Source organism: Bradyrhizobium sp. 21 (assembly GCF_023073335.1).
GTDB lineage: Bacteria > Pseudomonadota > Alphaproteobacteria > Rhizobiales > Xanthobacteraceae > Bradyrhizobium.
Map to the genome: position 1 here is coordinate 273,797 of NZ_JADPJG010000003.1, position 20,188 is coordinate 293,984.

Annotated in this window: 19 protein-coding genes; 12 read left to right on the forward strand and 7 right to left on the reverse strand. The window is 64.5% G+C overall.

The features are described 5' to 3' along the window. Window positions 1-412 precede the first annotated feature (412 nt). The gene (locus IVB31_RS06360; protein ID WP_247319941.1) at window positions 413-1,432 is read right to left on the reverse strand and encodes a cyclopropane-fatty-acyl-phospholipid synthase family protein; all 1,020 of its coding nucleotides are present in this window, start codon (window positions 1,430-1,432) and stop codon (window positions 413-415) included. 207 nt (window positions 1,433-1,639) lie between these two features. Between IVB31_RS06360 and IVB31_RS06365 the strand changes: the two genes are divergently transcribed. The 6 genes from IVB31_RS06365 (at window position 1,640) to IVB31_RS06390 (ending at window position 5,573) form a co-directional block, all read left to right on the forward strand. Next, on the forward strand, window positions 1,640-2,665 hold the full coding sequence (locus IVB31_RS06365; RefSeq protein WP_247319942.1) for a flagellar motor protein MotA: 1,026 nt from the start codon (window positions 1,640-1,642) through the stop codon (window positions 2,663-2,665). A 4-nt stretch (window positions 2,666-2,669) separates the two neighbouring features. After that, a complete protein-coding gene (locus IVB31_RS06370) occupies window positions 2,670-3,698 on the forward strand; it encodes a peptidoglycan -binding protein (RefSeq protein WP_247319944.1) in 1,029 nt (342 codons plus the stop codon). After that, window positions 3,698-4,144 (forward strand): GNAT family N-acetyltransferase, encoded by a 447-nt coding sequence (locus IVB31_RS06375; protein WP_247319945.1) that lies wholly within the window; start codon window positions 3,698-3,700, stop codon window positions 4,142-4,144. Before IVB31_RS06370 ends, IVB31_RS06375 begins: the two co-directional genes overlap by 1 nt. A 95-nt stretch (window positions 4,145-4,239) precedes the next feature. After that, window positions 4,240-4,467 carry a hypothetical protein gene (locus IVB31_RS06380; RefSeq protein ID WP_247319946.1) on the forward strand — a complete coding sequence of 76 codons (228 nt, stop codon included), beginning with the start codon at window positions 4,240-4,242 and terminating at the stop codon, window positions 4,465-4,467. Continuing rightward, window positions 4,464-4,742, forward strand: a complete 279-nt coding sequence (locus tag IVB31_RS06385) for a hypothetical protein (RefSeq protein WP_247319947.1) — start codon at window positions 4,464-4,466, stop codon at window positions 4,740-4,742. The genes IVB31_RS06380 and IVB31_RS06385 overlap by 4 nt, the downstream gene beginning before the upstream one ends. 30 nt (window positions 4,743-4,772) lie before the next feature. Beyond that, window positions 4,773-5,573, forward strand: coding sequence for an outer membrane beta-barrel protein (locus IVB31_RS06390; protein WP_247319948.1), 801 nt, complete (start codon window positions 4,773-4,775; stop codon window positions 5,571-5,573). A 693-nt stretch (window positions 5,574-6,266) separates the two neighbouring features. Here IVB31_RS06390 and IVB31_RS06395 read toward each other — a convergent pair. Beyond that, on the reverse strand, window positions 6,267-8,093 hold the full coding sequence (locus IVB31_RS06395; RefSeq protein ID WP_247319951.1) for an ABC transporter ATP-binding protein/permease: 1,827 nt from the start codon (window positions 8,091-8,093) through the stop codon (window positions 6,267-6,269). Between the two features lie 199 nt (window positions 8,094-8,292). Here IVB31_RS06395 and rpmE point away from each other — a divergent pair, with 199 nt between their 5' ends. Beyond that, window positions 8,293-8,520, forward strand: coding sequence for a 50S ribosomal protein L31 (gene rpmE, locus IVB31_RS06400; protein WP_007599895.1), 228 nt, complete (start codon window positions 8,293-8,295; stop codon window positions 8,518-8,520). 247 nt (window positions 8,521-8,767) lie between these two features. On the opposite strand, the gene IVB31_RS06405 is transcribed toward rpmE, so the two are convergent. Then, window positions 8,768-9,277, reverse strand: coding sequence for a DUF1465 family protein (locus IVB31_RS06405; protein ID WP_247319953.1), 510 nt, complete (start codon window positions 9,275-9,277; stop codon window positions 8,768-8,770). 467 nt (window positions 9,278-9,744) lie between these two features. After that, window positions 9,745-10,608: an oxidoreductase gene (locus IVB31_RS06410; RefSeq protein WP_247319954.1), complete on the reverse strand. Its 864-nt coding sequence runs from the start codon at window positions 10,606-10,608 to the stop codon at window positions 9,745-9,747. A gap of 89 nt (window positions 10,609-10,697) precedes the next feature. Here IVB31_RS06410 and IVB31_RS06415 point away from each other — a divergent pair, with 89 nt between their 5' ends. Further along, window positions 10,698-11,129, forward strand: coding sequence for a helix-turn-helix domain-containing protein (locus IVB31_RS06415; RefSeq protein ID WP_247319955.1), 432 nt, complete (start codon window positions 10,698-10,700; stop codon window positions 11,127-11,129). 3 nt (window positions 11,130-11,132) lie between these two features. Here the strand turns inward: IVB31_RS06415 and IVB31_RS06420 are convergent, their stop codons facing one another. Beyond that, the gene (locus IVB31_RS06420; RefSeq protein WP_247319956.1) at window positions 11,133-11,324 is read right to left on the reverse strand and encodes a DUF1192 domain-containing protein; all 192 of its coding nucleotides are present in this window, start codon (window positions 11,322-11,324) and stop codon (window positions 11,133-11,135) included. Window positions 11,325-11,435: 111 nt separating this feature from the next. Between IVB31_RS06420 and IVB31_RS06425 the strand changes: the two genes are divergently transcribed. Then, window positions 11,436-12,434, forward strand: coding sequence for an NAD(P)H-quinone oxidoreductase (locus tag IVB31_RS06425; protein ID WP_247319957.1), 999 nt, complete (start codon window positions 11,436-11,438; stop codon window positions 12,432-12,434). A 136-nt stretch (window positions 12,435-12,570) separates the two neighbouring features. Continuing rightward, window positions 12,571-15,447 (forward strand): EAL domain-containing protein, encoded by a 2,877-nt coding sequence (locus tag IVB31_RS06430; protein WP_247319963.1) that lies wholly within the window; start codon window positions 12,571-12,573, stop codon window positions 15,445-15,447. Window positions 15,448-15,578: 131 nt separating this feature from the next. Here the strand turns inward: IVB31_RS06430 and IVB31_RS06435 are convergent, their stop codons facing one another. Continuing rightward, entirely contained in the window at window positions 15,579-15,848 is a 270-nt protein-coding gene (locus tag IVB31_RS06435; protein WP_247319965.1) for a hypothetical protein, read from the reverse strand. 141 nt (window positions 15,849-15,989) lie between these two features. Here IVB31_RS06435 and IVB31_RS06440 point away from each other — a divergent pair, with 141 nt between their 5' ends. Continuing rightward, window positions 15,990-17,486 (forward strand): diguanylate cyclase, encoded by a 1,497-nt coding sequence (locus tag IVB31_RS06440; protein ID WP_247319967.1) that lies wholly within the window; start codon window positions 15,990-15,992, stop codon window positions 17,484-17,486. 181 nt (window positions 17,487-17,667) lie between these two features. Here IVB31_RS06440 and galU read toward each other — a convergent pair whose 3' ends face one another. Further along, window positions 17,668-18,543, reverse strand: coding sequence for a UTP--glucose-1-phosphate uridylyltransferase GalU (galU, locus tag IVB31_RS06445; RefSeq protein ID WP_247319969.1), 876 nt, complete (start codon window positions 18,541-18,543; stop codon window positions 17,668-17,670). Window positions 18,544-18,742: 199 nt separating this feature from the next. On the opposite strand from galU, the gene IVB31_RS06450 reads away from it, so the two are divergent. Then, on the forward strand, window positions 18,743-20,149 hold the full coding sequence (locus IVB31_RS06450; RefSeq protein WP_247319971.1) for a lytic murein transglycosylase: 1,407 nt from the start codon (window positions 18,743-18,745) through the stop codon (window positions 20,147-20,149). Window positions 20,150-20,188: the final 39 nt, after the last annotated feature.

Below are 20,188 nucleotides of genomic sequence, written 5' to 3' on the forward strand. Positions count from 1 at the left end.
CTGCCGACCGTCCAGTCATTGCTTGTCGTACCGGTCCAGCTTTGGGCGGAGGCGGATGCTGTGGACAGGGCTATCAGTGCCGCTGCCGAGGCGCTTGCCAGAAGCAAGCGAAGCATTCGCGTCCGGGTGTCGCTGGATCGAGACCGCTGCGTCCGTTTCAGACTCCTCCGCAGCGGATCATCGTGGTGTCGTCGGATCGAGGCAGCACCGATGCATTCGCGCATACGTCATTCCAATTGCGTCCGCACCGTTCGGGGATGCGGATTTATGTCGTCCACGAAGGACAACCACGACGATAGGCGAGCGGAAATGATCAGACAACAATCGCAACATGTTCCTGCAAAGAAAACGCGCGGCGTGTGCCGTTTGCGCAACGAAAGACACTTAACAAATTCTTTCGAGTGTCCGCGCCTTATCCCGCCGCCTTCATCCGGTAGTGGCTGACGCCCCATTCGGTTCCATCGGCATAGCCGAACAGGCCTGACGTCGCGAGAAAGAACCAGCGCCAGCGTCGCATCCACAGGCCGGTCTCCTCGCCATGGATGTTGCGCAAGGCCGCCTCGATGGCGTCGCGATGCGCGTCGAAATTGGCGAGCCAGTCGTTGGCGGTGCGCTGGTAATGCGTGCCGCTCCAGCACCATTCCTTCTCGACCGTGAAGATGTCGTCGAATTGCCTGATGAGGTGATGGCTCGGCATCAGCCCGCCCGTGAAGACGTGCTGCGCGATCCAGTCTTCGCGATTGGCCCGGTCGAACAGATGAGAGCCGGAGCGATGGGCGACGATGTGCATGAAGAGGCGCCCCTCCGGCGCGAGCCACGAGCGCAGGCGCGTCATCAGCTTGCGCCAGTTCATCATTTGCTCGAACATCTCGACCGACACGATGCGGTCGAATTGCCCATCGGGCGCGAACACGTTCATGTCCGCAGTGACCGCGCGCAGGTTGGGGAGACCGCGCAGCCGCGCCTCTTCCTCGACATAGGCGCGCTGCGCCTGCGAGCCCGACACCGCCGTCACCTTCGCGTGCGGATACTGCCGCGCTATCCACAGCGACAGCGAGCCCCAGCCGCAACCGAGTTCGAGGATGCTCTGACCGTCGGCGAGAGCGGCATGCTCGACGGTCTGGCGCAACGCCTCCTCCTCGGCCTCCCGCAAGGTGGTCGCGTCGGTCTTGTAGAAGCAGGACGAGTATTTGCGGTTGGGACCGAGCACCTTTGCAAAGAAGGCCGCGGGCATCTCCTCATGACCGCCATCTGCGTCCTCGGCGATCGGCCGCAGCATCATCCGTCCTGCAAAGGCGGCATCGTCGGCCGCGCCCAACGCGGACAAGCGCGTCACCGAGCGCGAGCAAAGGCGCTGGATCGCCGCGCGGAGCACGACGTCGGGCAGCGGTACCCGTTCGGCAGTCCCGATGATGGCGGAAACGACGCTCATGCGACCAATCCCGTCCTGGGGCGGCAGGGCAAATGCGCCTGAGCCTGCGGAATGCCGACGTCTTGCAGAATACCTGACTATCAAAGCACGGTTTGCGCTTTGGGTTCCCCGGCTCTCCCCGAAATTGCCGCATCCGGCGCTTTTTTTGGGCTGGCGCTGTGCCATAGTGCGCCCCGCAAGCAAGTTTCGTAACGGATGATACCGGCCATGCCGTCAGGCGCCTCGCCCCGCTCCCCCATCGACATCGAGTACACGAAGCTATCCTCGCCCAGCGTCTTCCTGGTGCGGATGCTGGTCTTCCTGGTGCTCTGCGCCCTGGTGGGCGTGGTGCTCTACAAGCAGATCATCCAGGCCTTCTTCGCCAATCCCGGGCTCAATGCCCTGATCGGCGGCGTGATGTTGATCGGCATCATCCTGGCCTTCCGCCAGGTGATCCGGCTCTATCCGGAGGTCTCCTGGGTCAACAATTTCCGCATCGCCGATCCCGGCCTGGCGCCGGCCCGCCACCCCAAACTGCTGGCGCCGATGGCGATGATCCTGGGCGGCGAGCGCACCGGGCGGATGACCATCACCCAGACCACCATGCGGCACCTGCTCGATTCGATCGCGACCCGCCTCGACGAGGCCCGCGACATCTCCCGCTACATGACCGGCCTGCTGGTGTTCCTCGGCCTGCTCGGCACCTTCTGGGGCCTGATCGAGACGGTCGGCTCGGTCGGCAAGGTGATCGACGGGCTCAAGGTCGGGGGCGATTCCGGCGCCCTGTTCGACACGCTGAAGGAGGGATTGGCCGCCCCGCTCGGCGGCATGGGCATTTCGTTCTCGAGTTCGCTGTTCGGCCTCGCCGGCTCGCTGGTCCTCGGCTTCCTCGACCTGCAATCGAGCCAGGCGCAGAACCGCTTCTACACCGACCTCGAAGACTGGCTTGCCACCACCGTGCGGGAATATGGCAGCGGCGAGATGGCTGTCGCCGCCAGCGGCGGCGGTGGCGGCATTGCCAGCGGCGAGCTTCAGGCTGTCGTCGAGCGCTTGCGCTCGGTGCTCGAAGAAGGTAGCGGCAGCCGCAGCACCACCGCGTCGATGGCGAGCCTTGCCGAAGCCATCCAGGCGCTGGTCTCGCATATGCGCACCGAGCAGCAGATGATCCGCGAATGGGCCGACGGCCAGGGCGAGCAGAACCGCGAAATCCGCCGCCTGCTGGAGCGCATCGCGCGCCAGCCCGAGAAGGGTTAGCGACATGGCTCTGGCGCGCGGCCGCCGCAGCGACGGCGCTTTCAACTACTGGCCCGGCTTCGTCGACGCGCTGTCGACGCTGGTGCTGTCGATCGTGTTCCTGCTGTCGGTCTTCCTGGTCGTGCAGTTCTTCCTGTCGCAGGAGGTCACCGGCAAGGACAAGGCGCTGGAGCAACTCAACGCCAAGATCGCCCAGCTCAACGAGCTGCTGTCGCTGGAGAAGCTCGGCAAGCTCACGCTCGACGACCAGGTCTCGTCGCTGAAAGCGGGCCTCGCTTCGGCCGAGAGCGAGCGCGACCGCATCAAGGGCCTCTATGACGGCTTAGCTGCCGCCGGCAACGATGCGCAGGGCAAGAGCTCCGAGCTCGGCAAGGCGCTGGACTCCGAGAAAGCGGTTTCAGCGCGGGCGCTGGCGCAGATCGAGGTGTTGAACCAGCAGATCAGCGCGCTGCGGCGGCAATTGGCGGCGCTGGAAGAAGCGCTCGACGTCAGCGAGAAGCGCGACAAGGAATCGCAGAACCGTATTGCCGATCTGGGGTCTCGCCTCAACGTCGCGCTGGCACAGCGGGTGCAGGAATTGTCGCGCTACCGCTCCGAATTCTTCGGCCGCCTGCGCGCCATTCTCGGCAACCGCCCCGACATCCGCATCGTCGGCGACCGCTTCGTGTTCCAGTCGGAAGTGTTCTTCGACACCGGGCAGGCGCTGTTGTTGCCCGAGGGCCGCGCCGAGCTCGACACATTGGCGGCCGCGCTGATCGAGCTCGATAAGAAGATCCCGAACGAGATCGCCTGGGTGCTGCGCGTCGACGGCCATACCGACGTGCGCCCGGTCAGCGGTGCGAACTTCAAGTCGAACTGGGACCTGTCCGCCGCCCGCTCCATCTCGGTGGTGCAGTACTTGATCTCGCTCGGCGTCCCCGCCCAACGCCTCGTCGCCGCGGGCTTCGGCGAATTCCAGCCGCTCGACACTGCCAACACGGAAGAGGCCTACAAGCGCAACCGCCGCATCGAGCTGAAGCTGACGGAGCGGTAGTGAGCGCGCTCCACCTCCGCCCCTACGTGCCCTCCGACGAAGCAGCCGCGATCGACCTCTGGCATCGCACCTGGCAGCAGGCCTATCCGCAGATCGACTTCGCCGCCCGCCTGGACTGGTGGCGCGAGCGCTGGCGCAAGGATCTGGTGCCGAACGCCTCGATCGTCGTCGCCGAACAGGACGGGGTGCTGACCGGCTTCGTCACCATCGACGGCGACGGCTATCTCGACCAGCTCGTGGTCGATCCCGCGCACTGGGGCTCGGACGCCGCAAGACTGCTCGTGGATGAGGCCAAGCGCCTGTCCCCGTCGGGCATCACGCTGCTCGTCAACAAGGACAACAATCGCGCCATCCGCTTCTACGAACGCAACGGCTTTGCCCAGGCGGGGGACGATGTGAACCCGACCTCGGGCCGGCCGGTGCTGAAGATGACATGGCGGGCGTGATTCTGGCGAGCGTGACGCCCGTCACGTCGGGATCCCAAGACGTCGGCTATTCGTTGTGGCCAGAAGCAGCAACGGCAAGCGGATGGAGATGACCGATGAAACGGAGTGATCTGGCCAAGGGGTCTTCGGTCCTGCTCGGCGTCATCGTCGCCGGATATGTCTCGACGACCTATGTCGACCAGCGCTTCACCACGCCGATCAAGACGTCGAGCCTTCCTGCTCCCAAAAACACCCCGGGGTCAGCGGCCTGTGTCGAAGAGGACGGAAGCTGGAAGAACTGGCGGTGGCCGAACGTGCCGGCGCTCTCGCCGAAGTGCAAATGATCGAGCAGTCCAAAACCAAAACCGCGAAAACAACCCCATGCACAATAGCCGATGACAGCGAAATCAACGGCTTACGGCTTCGACGGCAGCACGTCGTTTTCGTGCACGGAGAATACAACCTGTTTTGCGGGCTCCAGCTCGACGGTGAAACCGGCTGGACCGCCGGGACAGGGAAGCCGGCAGTGGGCCGGCAGCTGACCTCCGAAAGCCGCCTCGATAGTCGTCGGATGTGTCTCGCCGGTAACAGCCTAGCGACGCCAAATGGTGCATCTTGAGCCATTCGTTGATTGAATGGGATTGCGCTGATGAAAAAGATCATTCTGGCTACGGTCGGCTCCATGCTGCTGGGCACCCCTGCATTTGCGGCCGATATGGCAGCGCGGACCTACACCAAGGCTCCAGCGATCGCGGCGTCCGTCTACAACTGGGGCGGTTTCTACCTTGGCATCAACGGTGGAGGCGGTTCAGCCCACACATGCTGGGACGTCACCAACAACGCCGGCCTGCCAGTCGCTCCGCCGCTGGCTGAGGGTTGCCACAACGCAACGGGCGGGACGGTCGGCGGGCAGATTGGGTATCGTTGGCAAGCAACGAACTGGGTGTTCGGCCTAGAAGCCCAGGGTAACTGGGCAGATTTCAAAGGAAGCAATGCCAATCAGTTCGCGGTGATTGGGGGTACTTCCTTTTTCAACGACAACACCAAGGTCGATGCCTTTGGCCTGTTCACCGGCCAGATTGGCTACGCCTGGAATAACGTGCTGCTCTATGCAAAGGGTGGTGCGGCCGTCGTGCATGACAAGTACTCACTCACATTCACGCCGACTGGAGCAGCTCTTGTAGGGGGAATAGCGGCCGGCCAGACACTTTCGACCGGTTCTGAAACGCGTTGGGGAGGGGCTGTCGGCGCGGGTCTTGAGTTTGGCTTCGCTCCCAATTGGTCCGTCGCCGTCGAATACGATCACCTCTTCATGGGCCGCCGAGACATCGCTCAAAATGTCGTTCCGTTTGTCGGTCCATCCAGCACACATCGTATCGGCCAGGACATTGATGTCGGAACCGTGCGTGTGAACTACACGTTCGGCGGACCCGTAATCGCGAAGTACTGATCGAGCATCCCTTTCCAGTCGACCGAGCCCGGGCCGCAAGGCCCGGGCTTTTTTGCCATTTTCCGCCTGCGGAAAGAACCGAAGGCGCTGATGTAGCTGGCGCCCTAAAAGCAGCCCGGAGCGTCAGCGGAATGCGGCCGGCTATCGACTTCGGCGATGGTAGCGAAGTTCTCCAACTCCAGTCGAAGCCATTCGCTCGCATGATGGAAAAGTCGTGCTGGCTGAAGTGGTTGCGGTCCGTTGGCGCGAACGTCAATCCAGCTCAGCCGGCCCCGCCCGGCCAAACCGATCGCCGGGAAGCCCGGCGCTTTTTCATCCGCGGATGCAACGCTCGGCCGCCCGGATGCAACGCCGGCGCTCGATGCAACCGACATTGACTTCGAGCAGCAGCTGGCTGACGACAAGATGCGGCCCTTCGCTCGAGCGAGCGGATCAAGGAAAAGCTACTCGGCGTGCAATCCAGGGGCTTTCCGCAGAAACAGTCTGGATTGCTTCGCTGCGCTCGCAATGACGAGGTTGTGGGACGCCCTCGCAACACTCTCGCTGTGATCATCCGCCTTGTGCGCGCTTGCGCACTGGGGCGGGTGATCCGGTACTCCGAAGCAGCGAGGTCTGAACCGAGGAGCCGCGGCGTACTGGATTCCCCGCCTTCGCGGGGAATGACATCGTGGTTGTCGTGGCGATCGAAGAGCCTCACGCCCCCTCGAACTGCAACCTCGCCAGCCGCGCATAGAGCCCGTTCACCGCGACCAGCTCGGCATGCGTGCCCTGCTCGACGATTCTGCCCTGGTCCATCACCAGGATGCGGTCGCAGGACAGCACGGTTGCGAGGCGGTGCGCGATCACCAGCGTGGTGCGGTGGCGCATCAGCTCCTCCAGCGCGGTCTGCACCAGCGTCTCGCTTTCGGCGTCGAGCGCGGAGGTGGCCTCATCCAGCAGCAGCAGCGGCGCATCGCGCAGGATCGCACGCGCAATCGCGATGCGCTGGCGCTGGCCGCCCGACAGCGTCACGCCGCGCTCGCCGAGCGGGGTCTCGAAACCTTCGGGCAGGCGGCGGATGAACTGGGCGGCGTGCGCGAGCTCGGCGGCGCGCTCGACCTCGGCGTCGGTGGCATCGGGCCGGCCGAAGCGGATGTTGTCGCGGGCACTCGCGGCGAACACGTTGGATTCCTGCGGCACCAGTGCGATGCGGGCACGGACATCGCGCGGGTCGGCGGATTTGACCGGCACGCCGTCGAGCGAGATCGTGCCGCTGCGCGGATCGTAGAAGCGCAGCAACAGATGGAAGATCGTGCTCTTGCCGGCACCGGAGGGACCGACGATCGCGACCTTCTCGCCGGGGCGCACGGTGAACGACACGGCATCGAGCACATTGACGTCGCGCCGCGCCGGATAGGCGAAGCTGACCTGGTCGAAGCCGACCTCGCCACGTGCGGGCACCGGCAGCGCGCGCGGCGCCGCGGGCGCCATGATGTCGGGCTGCACATGCAAAATCTCGAACAGGCGCTCGGCAGCGCCTGAGGCCGCCGAGACCTCGCCCCAGACTTCGCTGAGCTGGCCGAGGCCGGCGGCCGCGAACGCCGCATAGAGCACGAACTGGCCGAGCCGGCCCGGCGAGATGGTGCCGATCAGCACGTCGTGCGAGCCGATCCAGAGGATCGCGACCACGCTTGCGAACACGATGAAGATGATGATGGCGGTGAGCACGGCGCGGGCCTGGGTCGAGGTGCGCGCGGCTTCATAGGCCTGCTCGACCTCGCCGCCGAAGCGCTTCGCAGCCAACCCTTCGCTGGTATAGGCCTGCACGGTGCGGATCGCGCCGACCAGCTCGCCCGCATAGGCAGAGGCCTCGGCCAGCGTATCCTGTGCGTTGCGCGACAGACGCCGCACCCAGCGGCCGAAGGCGACCAGCGGCAGCACGATCAGGGGAATCGCGAGCAGGACGAAACCGGAGAGGCGCGGACTGGTGATCACCATCATGGCTGCCGCGCCAAAAAACATCATCAAGTTGCGCAGCGCGATCGAGACGGAAGCACCGACGGCGGATTTGATTTGCGTGGTGTCGGCGGTGAGCCGCGACACAAGCTCGCCGCTGCGCGCGGAATCGAAGAAGGCCGGCGACAACGACAAGAGATGAGCAAAGACGTCGCGCCTGAGATCGGCGACGATGCGCTCGCCGATCGTCATCACGAGATAGTAGCGCGCGGCGCTCGCGAGCGCGAGCACGGCGACGACCGCGATCATCACCGAGAAATAGCTGTTGATCAGCGCGATGCCCTCGGGCGTCAGGCCGAAATCGATCATCCGGCGCACCGCGACCGGCACCAGCAGCGTGGTCAGCGCCGCGATCGTCAGCGCGACAAGGGCCAGCGCCGCGCGGCCGCGATAGCGGGCCACATAGGGCGCGAGCGCCAGGAGCGGCCGCAGCTTCGCGCGGCTCTTCGCCGGCGCCTCGATCAGTTCGGCTTCGATCGACGGGGCTTCTGCGGGCCCGGTTTCAAGCCGTTCTACTGCGCTCATGAGATCCGACCGTTAGAGGGGAGTCCGTTCCAAATAGGCCGGGCGAGCGGGAGTGGCAAATCCGGGATGTCCCGTAGGCCTTCAGACCGTGCCAAGCCCCGGAATGGCTTGTTTTAGCGGCCTCCGTGAGGTATAGAGCCGCCCAAATCCGTCATTCAATAGCCACTCAAGTGAGGCGCCGGGGCGCCGAGGAATTGCCATGAAAGCCGAAATTCACCCGAATTATCATACGATTAAGGTCGTGATGACCGACGGAACCGAGTACCTGACCCGCTCCACCTGGGGCAAGGAAGGCGACACGCTGAACCTGGACATCGACCCCAAGTCGCATCCGGCCTGGACCGGCGGCAACGCCCAGCTGATGGATCGCGGCGGCCGCGTCTCGCGCTTCCAGAAGAAGTTTTCGGGCTTCCTCAAAAAGGATTGATCCGCCCCTCAAGGCTGGACACGAAAAACGCCCCCGGAGAGCCGGGGGCGTTTTTGTTTGGGAGGTTCGTGTCCCGGACGCGCTGCAACGCTTTTGCGTTGCGGCGCTGAGCCGGGACCCAGAAAGCCGCACTCTTTACTGCCGCATGGGCCCCGGCTCTGCAGCGCACCGTCGAAGGGACGCTGCGCTGCGTCCGGGGCACGAGACCGAGCGCAACAGCATCGACGTAGTGGACGGGGAGTGGACCCTACCGCTCGAACGCAGCCTTCAGCGCGTTGAGGTGCGGCACCAGCGGGTTGCCGATGGCGGGGAGATCGGCGGGCGGGTTGTGAATTGTGGTGTCGAGGCGGCGCACGCGGGTCTGCAGGCTCATCGAGCGATGGATCAGGTCCTGCAACTGCGGGGGCAGCTTCTCGACGGTGTCGGAGGCGCCCGGATCGGCCGCGGACAGCTTGACCTTGGTCTTCTCGCGATTGGCCTGGCCCAGCGTCATCTCACCTTCCTTCACCGCGCGGTGCAGCAGCAGCCACGAGGCGAGCTGCATCAGGCGGGTGGTGAGACGCATGCTCTCGGTCGCATAGGTGAGGCTGACGGCGCGATCGAGCGCCTTGGCTTCGGTACGCCCGGCGCCGTCGAGATAGGCGGCGGTCTCTTCGACCAGATCCATCCCCTCGCGGAACAGGACACTGAACGCCGCAGAATTGGTGAACCGCTCGCTGAGTTGAACGAGAGCGCCGTCGGCTTGCAAACGTTCCATGGTTAACGCCCCTTACGCAACTGTTTACCGTCCGGCTTAGGCGCCGGCTTATGATGAACAAATCATTGCGCGGGCCGGACGCCGAGTCCAGTGACAAGCGCGGATATGGTTTCCGCGGGTCATTCCTCGGAATTCAACCGGGAAGAGCCTCCTGTTTTGACGCGTTTTCTTGACGCGAACCGGTATCGACTTTGCTCGAAAACGCTTTGCTCAAAAAAGCAAAAAAAGAGCCGCCGGAAAACCGGCGGCTTGAAAGTTGATAACAGGGAGGCGTCAAACAGAGTGGACAGGAGCCACTCGGTGTCCAAACGAGGACAGTTCCAGTCATAATCCCTAAAGCTTAATGTGGAGTAAACGAGCGACTATTTTGAGAGTTCGTTAGCCATGTCGGTCAGTGGCCGAGGGCACTGCGGACGACTCATCATTCCGGGGCGCGACGAACTCGCGCCGCCCCGGAATGGCCGAACTCACGTCGCTTGGTGCGCAACCGATGTCGAAGACGCCGGCGGTGTCAGCTTAAGCGGAAGCTTGTTGTATTTGCGAAGGCCCTTGTCGACGAAGGATTCCGGCAGGAAGCGGCGCATGAGGCTGACCTGCCTCGCCACCTTTCCCGCGGTGTAGCGCCTCCTGGGCGTTGCCGCATTGGCCGCCTTTACGACCATGTCTGCGACCACCTCCGGTGCATCGCCCGTCTCGACGATCTCGCGCATCACCTTCTCGGCATCGGCGCGAGCGGCGTCATACACTGCAAGCGGACGATCCGCCCGCGTCAGGTTTTCTTCGAACGACGTGCGGGTGCCGCCGGGCTCCACCAGCACGATGCGGATGCCTTGCGTTCGCACTTCGTGGTCGAGCGATTCCGAATATCCTTCGATCGCATGCTTGGTCGATGCATAGAGCGCGCTGTAGGGAGCGGGGATCAGCCCTAGGACGGAGCTGAGATTGACGATCCGGCCCCCGCGCTGCCGCCTCATCACGGGCAGAACCGCATTGGTCAGACGCATCACGCCGAACACGTTGACCTCGAACAATGCCTTCGCCTGTACCGCGGAGGATTCCTCCGCGCCGCCGAGAAGCCCGATCCCGGCATTGTTGACGAGAAGGTCGATCCGCGCGGCGCGGCTCACGACGTGGTCGACCAGCGCCTGTACGGAGGAGTCGTCCGTGACGTCGCAGACCAGCATCGTCACCCCATCCGAGGTGTTGGCGGCCGGTTTCCGGCTGGTTCCGAAGACCTGGTAGCCGTCGCGCCGCAGCGCGCGTGCCGTCGCGAGCCCGATACCAGAGGAGGCGCCGGTGACCAGCGCAACGCCGCGTTTCGTCTTACTCATCGGTCTGGGCTTTCATTTTGTCGTGGAATATCGATGCAGGGGATGTTACTACTGATTCAGTAGTAAATTACTATCGAAAAGATATGAACATGGCAAATGTGTCGGATCAACCATGCGTGATCGCCCGGTGCGTCGCGTTGGTGGGGGACGCGTGGAGCATCCTGATCCTGCGGGACGCGCATGCCGGGCTCACCCGGTTCGACGAATTCAGGAAAAGCCTGGGTATCGCGCCGACGATTCTGACCCGCCGGCTTGCGGCGTTGACGGAAGAGCGGCTGCTGGCAAAACGCCGCTACTCGGAGCGGCCGCCGCGCGACGAGTACGTTCTGACCGCTGCCGGCAAGGACTTCCTGCCGGTGCTCTTCGCGTTCGGCGCGTGGGGACGGAAACACCGCGGTGGGGACAACGTCACCCGGTTCTTCGATGCCGAGGCCGGAACGGAAATCGACCCCGTCACCATCGACAACGCAACCGGCGCTCCGATCGGAACGCGTCCCATTCGAATTGTCCCACCGGAGTGAACGTTACTTCTTGAAAAAACCGTCCGCCGCGTCGCGCGACGCGCGCTTCTTGGTGGCGGCTTCCTCCAGTCTCGCGATCTCGGCCTTCATCAGCGCGACGCGCTCGGACAGTTCCTCCACCGACAACAGTGAGAGATCCTGTCCAATTTCATGGCTGATCTTCTTGCGCGGGCGGTCGTCGTCTTCCGTCGGCATCGTCGTTCCTCCTGCGTTCGCCCTACAAGCGGCTGAGGCGGTTGCCAGCGTGGACCGCGCTGGCTAATCAGAGGCCTCGCTTCATGCCGCACCTTTGCTCAAGGACACATCATGGACAAGCTGCCCGCGCAAATGACCGTGGTCGCCATCTCCAAGCCCGGCGGACCGGAGGTGCTGGTGCCGGAACAACGGGCGCTGCCGCAGCCCGGGCCCGACGAGATCCTGGTCAAGGTGCAGGCCGCCGGCGTCAACCGGCCCGACGTCGCCCAGCGCTCCGGCGCCTATCCGCCGCCGCCCGGCGCCAGCGACCTTCCGGGCCTGGAGATCGCCGGTGAAGTGGTGGCGGTCGGCAGCAACGCCAAGCGGCACAAGATCGGCGACAAGGTGATGTCGCTGGTCGCCGGCGGCGGCTATGCGCAATACTGCATCGCCCAGGACGCCCAGGCGATGAGCGTGCCGCCTGCGTTGTCGATGAAGGAAGCCGGCGCGCTGCCGGAAACCCTGATGACGGTCTGGCACAACGTGTTCGAGCGTGGCGGTCTGAAGGCCGGCGAGACCCTGCTGATCCATGGCGGCTCATCCGGCATCGGCACCATGGCGATCCAGCTCGCGAAAGCGTTCGGCGCAAAAGTGTTCGTTACCGTCGGCTCGCAGGACAAGGTCGATGCCTGTCTCAAGCTCGGGGCCGACCGCGCCATCAACTACAAGACCGAAGATTTTGTCGCCGTGGTGAAGGAGGAAACCGACAAGGTCGGCGTCAATCTGATCCTCGACATGGTCGCCGGCGAGTATGTCGACCGCAACTATGACGCTGCCGCCGTGGACGGCCGCATCGTCCAGATCGCGACCCTCAACGGCCCCAAGGTCACCGTCAACATCGCCAAGGTGATGGTCAAGCGCCTCACCCATACCGGCTCGACGCTGCGCCCCCGTAGTAATGCGGACAAGGCGGCGATGGTGGCCGCGATCGAGGCGAAAGTGATGCCGCTTTTGCGCGAAGGCCGCGTCAAGCCGCTGATGGACAGCACTTTCCCGCTGGAAAAGGCATCCGAGGCGCACCGGCGCATGGAAACCTCGGCACATATTGGCAAAATTGTGTTGGAGGTCTAGGCCGCTGGCCCACGGAAGACCGTGGAAACCCTTTGATTTTCCTCGCTTTCGTGGCATCTATCGCGACGCACCGAACCACTTCCGTTCGGTCTGAAATCGTCTTTACAGAGTTTGCGTCGAACGCGGAGAACTGACCTTGCGTCTGATCAGGTGCCTCGCGCCCATCGCGCTGGGCCTCATGATTCTCGTCGCCGCGTCCCCGGCGCGTGCGCTCGACGCCGTCAGCGTCCGCGGTGACGCGCCCGCGATCGACCTCACCGGCGTGCTCGAGCATCAGCGCAGCGACGCCGACCGCATCCAGGTCTCCACCGCGCCCGGCACCGATGGCATCGTTCGCCGCATCGAGGTGCGCGCCCGCGAGGGTGGCCAGAACTGGGTGGTGTTTGCGCTCGCCAACAACACCGACGACCAGCTCGACCGCCTGATCGTCGCCCCGCATTACCGCATCGTCTCCTCGGGGCTGCTCTGGCCCGACCTCGGGCTGTCACGCATTGCGACCATCACGCCCTCGACCGGCGACCGGCCGGAGCGGCAGGAGAGCCCGACCGCCGACGTCTTCCGCGTCACGCTCGACCCCGGCGCCGTCATCACCTTCGTCGCGGAGCTGCGCACCGACAAGCTGCCGCAGCTCTATCTGTGGGAACCGGAATCCTACAAGGACAAGGTCAACTCCTTCACGCTCTACCAGGGCATCGTGATCGGCATCTCCGGCTTGCTCGCGCTGGTGCTGACCATCCTGTTCGTGGTCAAGGGCAGCATCATGTTCCCGGCCGCCGCGGCCCTGGCCTGGGCGGTGCTGGTCTATATCGGCGTCGATTTCGGCTTCTGGGGCAAGGTGCTCGACATGTCGAACAACGCCGAGCGCATCTGGCGCGCGGCGGGCGAAGCGATCCTGGCGGCGACGCTGCTGGTGTTCCTGTTCGCCTATCTCAATCTCAGTCGATGGCATGTGCGCTATTCGCACATCACGGTGGGCTGGCTCGCCTTTCTGGGCTCCCTCGTCGCGCTCGCGCTGTTCGACCCGGCCGTCGCCTCCGGCATCGCGCGCATCTCGCTGGTGCTGATCGCCTTTGCCGGCTTCGCGCTGATCGTCTATCTCTCGACCCACGGCTTCGACCGCGCCGTGCTGCTGATCCCGACCTGGTTCCTGCTCGTGGTCTGGGTGGTCGCGGCCGGCATGGCGGTCGCGGGCTCCGTCACCAACGACATCGTCGGCCCTGCGCTGCTCGGCGGCCTCGTGCTGATCGTGATGCTGATCGGATTCACGGTCATGCAGCATGCGTTCGCGGGCGGCGGCGCCACCACCGGCGTCGTCTCCGACATCGAGCGGCGGGCGCTGGCGCTGGCCGGTTCCGGCGATTTGATCTGGGACTGGGACGTGTCCGCCGACAAGGTCTTCACCAGCCCCGAGACCGAAGCCCTGCTCGGCCTCAAGCGCGGCACGCTGGAAGGCCCGGCTGCGTCCTGGCTCGAAGTGCTGCATCCGCTCGACCAGGATCGTTTCCGCGCCGCGCTCGACAGCGTGCTCGACCAGCGCCGGGGCCGCCTGGTGCAGGATTTCCGCCTGCGCACCCCGGACGGCCATTTCATGTGGTTTGCGCTGAAGGCGCGTCCGGTGGTCGGGTCGGACGGCGAGGTCTCGCGCGTGGTCGGCACGCTCACCGACGTCACCGAGCTGCGCAACGCCGAGGAGCGCCTGCTGCACGATTCCGTGCATGACAACCTCACCGGCCTGCCCAACCGCAAACTGTTCATGGACCGGCTCGGTGCGGTCGCGCATTTCGCCAAGACCATGCCGACGCTGCGGCCGACGCTGATGGTGATCGATCTCGACCGCTTCAAGCAGGTCAACGATTCCGTCGGCATCGCGGTCGGCGATTCCATCCTGCTGACGCTGGCCCGCCGCCTGACCCGCATCCTGAAGCCGCAGGACACGCTGGCGCGGCTCGCCGGCGACCAGTTCGGCCTGATCCTGCTCTCGGAGCAGGATCCGGCCCGCATCACCGCCTTCGCCGAGACCATCCGCAAGACCATCCGCGCGCCGATCGCTTTCAACGAGCGCGAGATTTTTCTGACCGCCTCGATCGGGCTGGCCCTGTCCGATCCGCAGACGCAACTGACCGACGAGATCATCAAGGACGCCGAGCTTGCGATGTATCATTCCAAGCGCATCGGCGGCGACCGCATCGACGTCTACAAGCCGGCGATGCGCGCCCGCAAGACAGATCGCCTGACGCTGGAGAGCGAGCTGCGCCGCGCCATCGAGCGCCAGGAGCTCACGATCCTGTACCAGCCGATCGTGCGGCTGGAGGACCGATCGGTCGCGGGCTTCGAGGCGCTGGTGCGCTGGGACCATCCGAAGCTCGGGCGCATGGCGCCGTCGGAATTCATCAGCATCGCGGAAGAGACCGGCCTGATCATCGACCTCGGCATGTTCGTGCTCGACCAGACCGCCAAGCAGCTCTCGATCTGGCAGCGCGCGATGCGTTCGCGCGAGCCGATCTTCGCGAGCGTCAACGTCTCGTCCCGGCAATTGCTGCGCCACGATTTGATCCACGACATCCGCACCGTGCTGTCGCGCTCCTCGGTGGCGCGCGGCACGCTGAAGCTGGAACTGACGGAATCGCTGGTGATGGAAAATCCGGAGCACGCGGCGCAGATGCTGACGCGCATCCGCGAGCTCGGCACCGGGCTGTCGCTCGACGATTTCGGCACCGGCCATTCGTCGCTGGCCTATCTGCAGCGTTTCCCGTTCGACACCATCAAGATCGACCAGTCCTTCGTACGCACCACCAACCGCGGCATGCGCCCCGTGATCCTGAAGTCGATCATCGCGCTGGCGCACGATCTCGGCATGGACGTGGTGGCGGAAGGCGCCGAGACCGATTCCGACGCGGTCGAGCTCTACCAGATGGGCTGCGAATACGCGCAGGGGTTTGCCTTCGGCGAGCCGATGGACGCGGATGCGGCAATGCGGCTGCTGACGGAAGTCCGGCTGGAAGCGGCGAGCTAGCGTTTCTTGCGCTCCGCGAGTCCGGAATGGGTGGGCAAAGGCGCACTTGCGCCGTGCCTACCGTCGATCCAATTGTGCGACAAAAGTGGTGGGCACGCTTCGTTTTGCCCACGCTACGAGACTGCGTCGCTCTATCCCGGCCTGCGCCCGTCCTTCCTCTTTTTCGTGAACCGCACGCTCTGGCCGTCCGGCATCCGCATCGCCACGAAACCCGCGGCGAGGCAGGCTTCGCGCTGCGGCATCTGGATATCGGGGCTGCGCAGGCTGTCCCACCATGAGGCGCGATTCGCCGCACGCGGCAGGGCCGCGCCGATGATCTCCTCGATCTGTTCGTAGGTCAGCACGAATTCCGCCTGCTTCTGTCGCATCAGATAATCGCGCAACGCGTCGTAGTCGTTCACCGTCGTCCTCAACTTCCTGTCTGTGCCGCTGCCCAAAAACGTGGGCTGCGGATACCGTTTTTTAACTCATTCCGGCAGCGCCGTCCCGGCTTAAACACTACTCAAGCTTTCGGGTGCATTCAGTCATGTCGGGAGCGAACGATGTTGTCTGGATGGCGCGAAGTCATGGCCCGCCGGCCGTGGCGGCTTTCGGCGAAGCTGCTGATCATCTCGTCCGTAGTGACGGTGATCGGCTTTTCCGCCATTTGCGTCAACGTCATGCTGGACATGCGCCGCGGCGAGGAGGCGCTCGCCCGCCAGATGCTGGAGAATCTGGCGACGACCATCGAGTCCGACGTCAGCCGCAACATCGAGATCTACGATCTGTCGCTGAAGGCGGTCGCCAGCAACATGCTGCTGCCGGAGATCGCGACGGTATCGAGGGCGGTCCGCCACCTGATCCTGTTCGACCATGCGACCACGGCGAGGCATTTCGGCGCCATCCAGGTGTTCGACGCCGACGGCAGGCTGACCATCGACGCCTCCACGCTCGATCCGCTGCCGGCCAACCGCAGCGAGGAGGATTATTTCAAAAATCATCGCGATAATCCGAACACAGGACTGTTCATCAGCCGTCCGATGCTGTTCCGCGGCGCCTATTCCATCGTGCTGAGCCGACGCATCAGCGATACCGACGGCGGTTTCCTGGGCGTCGTCGCCGGCTCGATCCGCTTCAGCTATTTCCATGAGCTGTTCGAGCGGCTGAACCTCGATCCCCAGGACACCATCACCGTGCTCAAGCGCGACCGCACCATCATGATGCGGCGGCCGTTCGACCTCGACGTGATCGGCAAGAATCTCGGGACGCAACAGAGCTGGAAGCCCGACAATCTCAAGGCCGGCGGGTCCTATGCGGGCCAGGGCCCGGTGGACGCGACGCCGCGCCTCTACGTGCGCAGCACCGGCGCCGGTCCGATGTTCGTGGTGGCCGGCAAACCGCTGAATGCCGTGTTCGAGCTCTGGCAGAAGGAAGCCTACCGCATCGGCGCCGTGGTCGTGGCGCTCATCCTGTTCATGCTGGCCTCGACGCTCGTGCTCGCGCGCGAGATCGGCCGGCGCGCCGAGGCCGAGCGCAAGCTCGAGGAGATGGCGACGACGGATGCGCTCACCGGCCTGAAGAACCGCCGCAAGTTCGACCAGGTCATCGACGTCGAATGGCGCCGCGCCGTGCGCCAGAACACGCCGGTCGCGCTGCTGATGATCGATGCCGATCACTTCAAGGCCTACAACGACACGTTCGGCCATCAGGCCGGCGACCAAGTGCTGGTCGGCATCGCCATCTGCATTTCGGATTCCGTGCGCCGGGCCGGCGACTGCGCCGCGCGCTATGGCGGCGAGGAGTTCGCCGTGCTGCTGCCGGGCACCTCGGTCACCGACGCCTTCAAGGTCGCCGAGACGATCCGGGGCAAGGTGCAGGGCTGGTCCGACGCCCAGGCGACCTCCACCGTCTCCTGCGGCATCGCCAGCCTCGTCCCTACCGCCGGCATGGACTGGCCGCTCCTGGTCTCCGCCGCCGACAAGGCGCTCTATGCGGCAAAAGCCGGCGGCCGCAACCAGTCCGTGGTCGCGAGCTTGCCGACGCTGTCGCTGGTGGCGTGAGGTCTGCTGCTTGCCGCCGCTATTGGGCGCGACGCAATCTCAGTGTCGTCCCGGCGAAGGCCGGGACCCATAACCACAGGACGTGGTTTGGCGAAGACTCGTCGTTCCGGTACGCCTACCGATCGCAATCGATGGATCACGCGGTATGGGTCCCGGCCTTCGCCGGGACGACGCGGAGGATCTACTGCCCCAGATACTTCTTCATTTCCGCGATCAGCCCGTCGCGCAGCTCGGGGCGCTGCAGGCCGTAGGCGATATTGGCGCGGAGGAAGCCGGGCTTGGAGCCGCAATCATGGCGCTCGCCCTCGAACTCGACGCCGTAGAACTTTTGCGATTTGGCGAGCCCGATCATGGCGTCGGTGAGCTGGATCTCGCCGCCGGCGCCGCGCTCCTGGGTCTCCAGGATCTTGAAGATCTCCGGCTGCAGGATGTAGCGGCCGGTGATCGAGAGGTTGGAGGGCGCGGTGCCCTTGGGCGGCTTCTCGACCATGCCGTCGACCTCGAACATGTTGCCGGTGCGTTTGCCGACGCCGCAGATGCCGTATTGATGGGTCAGGTGATCTGGCACCGCCTCGACCGCGATGACATTGGATTTTTCGCCGAGCTTGCTTGCGGTCTCGATCATCTGCTTCAGGCAGCCGGGCGAATTGAGCACGAGCTCGTCGGGCAGCACGACCGCGAACGGCTCATTGCCGACGATGTCGCGCGCGCACCAGACAGCGTGACCGAGGCCGAGCGGCGCCTGCTGGCGGGTGAAGCTGACGGCGCCGGCTTCCGGCTGGCTCTGCGCCAGAATCTCCTGCTCGGCCTTCTTGCCGCGCGCGGCGAGTGTGGCATCGAGCTCGAACATCTTGTCGAAATGGTCTTCGATGACATTTTTGTTGCGGCCGGTGACGAAGATGAAATGCTCGATGCCGGCCTCCCTCGCCTCGTCATAGACGTACTGGATCAGCGGCTTGTCGACGATGGTCAGCATTTCCTTCGGCATCGCCTTGGTGGCGGGCAGGACGCGGGTGCCGAGGCCGGCGACGGGGAATACGGCTTTGCGAATTTTCATGGGCTCAATCGAATACTTGAGGACGTGAACGGAGCAATGGGATCTTGCTAGCTTGTTTGCAGCCGCTAACAAAGGCGGATGTGGGGCCTCGCTCCCACAGAGTTGAGAAAAAGGCCGTCACCAAAATTTCACCTTTGTTAAGCTGGTGGCAACCGTAACCGGGCCTCCTGAAGGCGAATTTTCAGGCCGACGGGTGAACATGATGCAATCAAAGGCAGGGCTGGCAATGGCAGGGCTGGCGAAACGTGCTGGATTTGTAACCAGCGGAGCGATGATTGCGGCCGCGTTGCTGCTGCCGGCTGGCGCGCAGGCGCAGAACGGCCTGTCCAACCTGTTCGGCGGTATTTTCTCCGGCCCGAACCCGGCGTCTTCGCAACCTGGGCCCAGCCCCGGGGGTGCCCAAACGGGAGTTCAACCCTGGAGCGGCGAGGACGGCGCCTCCGGCCATCCGTTGATGACGGCGGCCGCAATCCGCGAGGCCGCAGGCAATTTCAGCAATTGCGTTGCGGGCATGTGGCCCGATGCCGCACGGCGCAACATCACGCAGGACAATTTTCAGCGCTTCACGGCTGGCCTTGCGCCAGATCTGCGCATTATGGACCTCATGGACTCACAGCCGGAGTTCACCAAATCGATCTGGGACTATCTCGACATTCTCGTGAACGACACCCGCCTCGCCAAGGGCAAGGAAGTCCTCGCCAAATACAAGGCGCAGTTCGATGCCACCGAAAAAGCCACCGGCGTCGATCGCTACATCATCGCTTCGATCTGGGGCATCGAGTCCAATTACTCGACGCAGATGGGCGACCGCAGCGTGCTGCAATCGACCGCGACGCTGGCCTGCATCGGCCGCCGCCAGGCCTATTTCAAGGACGAGTTCCTCTCGGCGCTGGAGATCCTCAACCGCGGCGATCTCAGGCCTGAGCAGATGCGCGGCTCATGGGCCGGCGCCTTCGGCCCCACACAGTTCATGCCGACCGCATTCAAGCGCTTTGCCGTGGACGGCGACGGTGACGGCCGGCGCGACGTCGTCGACAATCCCGCTGATCTGATCGCGTCGACCGCCAACAATTTAAAGAAAGACGGCTGGCAGGCCGGCCAGACCTGGGGCTACGAGGTCGTGGTGCCCCAGGGCTTCAACTACATGCTGGCCGACCGCGCCAAGGCGATGACGATGGCGCAATGGGAGAAGCTTGGGCTCAAACGCCCGGCCAACCAGCCGTTCCAGCATCCGGCCGAGAAGGCCTATCTGCTGGCGCCGGCCGGCGCGCAGGGACCGGGCTTCCTGATGCTGCAGAACTTCCGGGTCATCATGAAGTACAATCCGGCCGAGGCCTATGCGCTGGCGATCGGCCATTTTGCCGACCGCCTGCGCGGCGGCCAGCCCTTCGTGCAGCCCTGGCCGCGGCAGGAACGCGAGCTGTCCCGCACCGAGCGGCTGGAACTGCAGCAGCTGCTGGCCCAGCGTGGCTTCTACAAGGGCACCCCCGACGGCCAGTTCGGCGGCCAGACCCGGGAAGCCTTGCGCAACTTCCAGGCCTCGATCGGGGTCCCCGCGGACGGGTTTGCATCGTCGGATGCCCTGGAAAGGCTGCGCGGGCGGTAAATCGCGCCGAAAGTAACCCCGAACAGGGGATTTTGGCCG

What these genes read in the sequence shown, in the direction of transcription:
- IVB31_RS06360 (WP_247319941.1), bottom strand. Translation starts at nt 1,432, where the DNA reads ATGAGCGTCGTTTCCGCCATCATCGGGACTGCCGAACGGGTACCGCTG.
- IVB31_RS06365 (WP_247319942.1), top strand. Translation starts at nt 1,640, where the DNA reads ATGCCGTCAGGCGCCTCGCCCCGCTCCCCCATCGACATCGAGTACACG.
- IVB31_RS06370 (WP_247319944.1), top strand. Translation starts at nt 2,670, where the DNA reads ATGGCTCTGGCGCGCGGCCGCCGCAGCGACGGCGCTTTCAACTACTGG.
- IVB31_RS06380 (WP_247319946.1), top strand. Translation starts at nt 4,240, where the DNA reads ATGAAACGGAGTGATCTGGCCAAGGGGTCTTCGGTCCTGCTCGGCGTC.
- IVB31_RS06385 (WP_247319947.1), top strand. Translation starts at nt 4,464, where the DNA reads ATGATCGAGCAGTCCAAAACCAAAACCGCGAAAACAACCCCATGCACA.
- IVB31_RS06390 (WP_247319948.1), top strand. Translation starts at nt 4,773, where the DNA reads ATGAAAAAGATCATTCTGGCTACGGTCGGCTCCATGCTGCTGGGCACC.
- IVB31_RS06395 (WP_247319951.1), bottom strand. Translation starts at nt 8,093, where the DNA reads ATGAGCGCAGTAGAACGGCTTGAAACCGGGCCCGCAGAAGCCCCGTCG.
- rpmE (WP_007599895.1), top strand. Translation starts at nt 8,293, where the DNA reads ATGAAAGCCGAAATTCACCCGAATTATCATACGATTAAGGTCGTGATG.
- IVB31_RS06405 (WP_247319953.1), bottom strand. Translation starts at nt 9,277, where the DNA reads ATGGAACGTTTGCAAGCCGACGGCGCTCTCGTTCAACTCAGCGAGCGG.
- IVB31_RS06410 (WP_247319954.1), bottom strand. Translation starts at nt 10,608, where the DNA reads ATGAGTAAGACGAAACGCGGCGTTGCGCTGGTCACCGGCGCCTCCTCT.
- IVB31_RS06415 (WP_247319955.1), top strand. Translation starts at nt 10,698, where the DNA reads ATGGCAAATGTGTCGGATCAACCATGCGTGATCGCCCGGTGCGTCGCG.
- IVB31_RS06420 (WP_247319956.1), bottom strand. Translation starts at nt 11,324, where the DNA reads ATGCCGACGGAAGACGACGACCGCCCGCGCAAGAAGATCAGCCATGAA.
- IVB31_RS06425 (WP_247319957.1), top strand. Translation starts at nt 11,436, where the DNA reads ATGGACAAGCTGCCCGCGCAAATGACCGTGGTCGCCATCTCCAAGCCC.
- IVB31_RS06440 (WP_247319967.1), top strand. Translation starts at nt 15,990, where the DNA reads ATGTTGTCTGGATGGCGCGAAGTCATGGCCCGCCGGCCGTGGCGGCTT.
- galU (WP_247319969.1), bottom strand. Translation starts at nt 18,543, where the DNA reads ATGAAAATTCGCAAAGCCGTATTCCCCGTCGCCGGCCTCGGCACCCGC.
- IVB31_RS06450 (WP_247319971.1), top strand. Translation starts at nt 18,743, where the DNA reads ATGATGCAATCAAAGGCAGGGCTGGCAATGGCAGGGCTGGCGAAACGT.